Source organism: Streptomyces sp. NPDC002577 (assembly GCF_053594815.1).
This window is the reverse complement of the sequence record NZ_JBSFWK010000098.1, coordinates 1-3,658: the sequence shown is the minus strand read 5'-3', so window position 1 is coordinate 3,658 and position 3,658 is coordinate 1. Positions and strand designations below refer to the sequence as shown.

Annotated in this window: 3 protein-coding genes and 1 pseudogene; all 4 read left to right on the top strand. The window is 69.0% G+C overall.

Features of this window, described 5'->3' with window-relative positions; translation table 11 throughout:
• Positions 1-8 precede the first annotated feature (8 nt).
• The gene (locus ACWD4J_RS43975) at positions 9-920 is read left to right on the top strand and encodes a Gfo/Idh/MocA family protein (protein ID WP_451401177.1); all 912 of its coding nucleotides are present in this window, start codon (positions 9-11) and stop codon (positions 918-920) included.
• 355 nt (positions 921-1,275) lie between these two features.
• Positions 1,276-2,337 (top strand): right-handed parallel beta-helix repeat-containing protein, encoded by a 1,062-nt coding sequence (locus ACWD4J_RS43970; RefSeq protein WP_451401176.1) that lies wholly within the window; start codon positions 1,276-1,278, stop codon positions 2,335-2,337.
• A 46-nt stretch (positions 2,338-2,383) separates the two neighbouring features.
• Entirely contained in the window at positions 2,384-3,493 is a 1,110-nt protein-coding gene (locus ACWD4J_RS43965) for a methyltransferase (RefSeq protein WP_451401175.1), read from the top strand.
• A pseudogene (locus ACWD4J_RS43960) lies at positions 3,475-3,658 on the top strand (hypothetical protein); the annotation flags it as partial. The gene ACWD4J_RS43965 and the pseudogene ACWD4J_RS43960, both read left to right, overlap by 19 nt.

Here is a 3,658-nt window from a genome sequence, read left to right as displayed (position 1 = left end):
GGGCGGGTGTGGTGCAATTCTTCGGGGTGGGGCCCCTCACCCTCGCTACCGGTCTGTGGGGCGGCCCCGCTAACACCCACCCGCCCCCCCCCTGGGGGGCGCACGGCGTCGACGCCGTACTCATCGCCTCACCGGGGCCCGCCCATGAAGCGGCCCTGCTCACGGCCCTCTCGCACGACCTCCCCGTACTGTGCGAGAAGCCGCTCACGCCCGACGCCACCTCCGCGCTGCGGGTCATGGACGCGGAGGTGGGGCTCGGCCACCGCCGTATCCAGGTCGGCTTCATGCGGCGGTACGACACCGAGTACGTGAAGCTCAAGTCGCTGCTGGGCAACGGCTATCTGGGCCGGCCGCTGATGCTGCACCACCGGCACCGCAACGCCGCGGCGCCGTCCGGGTTCACCAGTGCGATGCTCATCAACGACTCCGTGGTGCACGAGGCCGACGTCACCCGGTGGCTGCTGGGCCAGGAGATCACCGCCGTCACGGTGCTGCGCCCGACACCCTCGGAGAACGCCCCCGCAGGGCTGGACGACCCTCAGTTCGTCATCTTCGAGACCGACGGCGGCGCCCTCGTCGACGTCGAGATCTTCGTCAACTGCGGATTCGGCTACCAGGTACAGGCCGAGGCGGTGTGCGAGCGCGGCACCGCCAGGATCGGCGAGGGCCATGCCATGGTCACGAACATGGCGGGCCGCTGGGGCGGCACCATCGCCCAGGACTTCACGGAGCGCTTCGAGGACGCGTACGACCGCGAGGTACAGGCCTGGGTGGACGCCACCCGCCGCGGGGAGGTGACCGGTCCCAGTACCTGGGACGGGTACGCCGCGGCGGCGGTGTCCGAGGCCGGGGTGCGGGCCCAGGCCGAGGGAGTGCGAGTGGAGGTCCAACTCGTGGAGCGCCCGGCGCTCTACGGCTGACGCCATCCCCACCGCGGTTCGGTACGACGCCGGGGCACCCGCCGTCGTGGGTTGTGCCCACCCTCCCCCATTGCCTTAAGGGCATGGGAGGTACACCCATGGCCTGGGGGCACCTCCCAGCGGTAGCTGGGGGAGGAACGATTGCCCACAACGGTGGCGGCGTGCTCTGCCTAGGCGCCCCAGCCACCCACCGCCCGCACCGACAACCCGTCAAAGCCGCAGCCGCTCCGGCCAGGAGACCTGGCACCCGAACAGCCGGGGCGGCACGGAGGGCCGTTCAGCCATTTGCTCACCCTGTGCCGTCAACGGGTGACCCTGTGTGGCGAACGGGGTTGAACGAACCTAGCTTCGGCTCATGACGACTCGAAAGATCAGGTACCTCGGATGCGCCGCGGCCCTCGCGGTGTCGGGGCTCGGTGCAGCCCCGCCGTCCGCCGCCGCGGCGCGTCACGTGGTGCTTCCGGGAGAATCGATCCAGAAGGCGGTCGATGCCGCCCGGCCGGGGGACACCATTGTCATCGCACCCGGCACCTACCGTGAAAGCGTACTGATCACCAAGTCCGGCCTGACGCTCCGTGGGGCGGGGAGCCGGACTGTGATCATGCCCCCGACCAGCACAACCGGCAACCGCTGCGCGACGGCCGGCAACGGCATGTGTGTGCTCGGCACGGCTGCCCAGCCCGTCCAGGGCACCACCATCCGCTCTCTCACACTGTCCGGCTTCAAGAAGAACGCCCTGTGGGCCTCGCGGACCGACCGGCTGACCGTCGAGAACGTGATCGCCGAGAAGAACGGCCAGTGGGGCATCGCCGAGGAGAGATCGACGCGGAGTCTGTTCTGGGGCAACATCGCCCGGGACAACGCCGAGTCGGGCCTGTTCCTGTCCAACTCGGTCGACACCGAGGGAGGAGCCACGGACACCGATGGGACCGAGGTCAGGTACAACCTCCTTGAGCGCAACCGCATCGGAGTCACGGTCAGGCGCCTGAGGAACCTCACCGTGGCGAACAACAGCGTCACCGGTAACTGCAACGGCGTATTCGTCGTCGGCGACGAAGGGCGTCCGCAGGCTGGGGACATGGCCATCCGGCGCAACACGATCTTCTCGAACAACAAGTACTGCGCGAAGACGGCCCGTCTGCCCTACATCCAGGGATCGGGGATCGTTCTCACCGGCGCCGAGGACATGCTCGTGGAGGACAACGTCATCCGCGGCAACGAGGGAAAGTCCACCTTCTCCGGCGGAGTCGTGCTCTACAAGAGTTTCGTGGGCGCGGTCAACCAGCGCAACGTCATCCGCGACAACCTGGTGCTGGGCAACACGACGGCCGACCTTGCGAACCGGGACACCACCGGCTCCGGCAACCGCTTCAGCGGCAATGTCTGCAGGGTCTCCCAACCCGCGGGCCTGTGCTGACCGGCCGGCCGGTGCTCCCGTTGAACCAAGCGAATCGAGGCGCTAAATGACCACGGTAACTCCCTCCCCCTCGGCCTCTCCCCCACCCTCGGCTCCGCTCGAGCGGGGCCACCCCCATGAGCAGGGGGTACCCCAGCCGGCCAGGTCTCCCCAGCCGGCCATGCAGTTGCGGGAGCTCGTCTTCGGGGCGGCGTGCGCGGCGGCCGTCCGCGCGACCGCCAAGCTGGGCGTCGCCGACGCACTGGGCGACGAACCCGCCACCGCCGAGGAACTGGCCGCCGCGCTGGGCGTCGAACCACGGCCGCTCAGGCGGCTGCTGCGGGCCGTGTCCTGCTACGGCATCTTCGCCGAGACCGACGACGGCCGGTTCGCCCACACCCCCATGTCGCGGCTGCTGCGCGACGACGACCCGAACAGTCTGCGCTTCATCTCCCTGTGGTGCACCGAACCCTGGACCTGGGCCGCCTGGCCGCGGCTCGACGAGGCGGTGAAGTCCGGCGGCAGCGTCTTCCACGACCTGTTCGGCAAGGGGTTCTTCGACTACCTGCACGAGGACGCGCACGAATCGGCCCATGTGTTCAACCGGGCCATGACCACATCCAGCATGCAGTCCGCGCGGGACCTCGTGGAACTGCTCGACATGACAGGGGTGTCGACGGTCGCCGACATCGGCGGCGGCCAGGGTCACGTCGTGGCCGGGCTGCTGGAGAAGTACCCGCATATGCGGGGCACCCTGCTCGATCTGCCGCGTGTGGTGGAGAAGGCCGATCCGCGGCTGCGCGAGGGCGGTGCGCTCGCGAACCGGGCGGACATCGTCGGTGGCGACTGCCGGGAGGACATCCCGGTCGAGGCGGATCTGTACATCATCAAGAACATCCTGGAATGGGACGACGACAGTACCCGCAGGACCCTGCGGAACGTCATGGCGGCGGCGCGGCCCGGAGCCAGGGTGGTGATCATCGAGAACATCGTCGACGACACCCCGTCGATGAAGTTCACGACCGCCATGGATCTGCTGCTGCTGCTCAATGTGGGCGGCGCCAAGCACACCAAGGAGAGCCTGGTCACCCGTATGACGGAGGCCGGTCTGACGGTGGGTGAGATCCGCCCGGTCAACCCGTATCTGCACGCCTTCGAATGCACGGTCCCCGGCTGACCGCCGGCAAGAGACGACACACACCGTCGCCGGCTCCGCGGAAGATCCGCGGACGCGGGGCCGGAGAGCACCCCGCGACCGAACGCGCCGTCAACGTCCTCGCCCCCAACGCCTCGGCGATGACGCTCGACGGGACGAACACCTGGATCGTCTCCGAACCGGACT

Excerpts from the sequence above, each read along its gene's own strand:
- ACWD4J_RS43965 (WP_451401175.1), top strand. The coding sequence starts at position 2,384 with ATGACCACGGTAACTCCCTCCCCCTCGGCCTCTCCCCCACCCTCGGCT.
- ACWD4J_RS43970 (WP_451401176.1), top strand. The coding sequence starts at position 1,276 with ATGACGACTCGAAAGATCAGGTACCTCGGATGCGCCGCGGCCCTCGCG.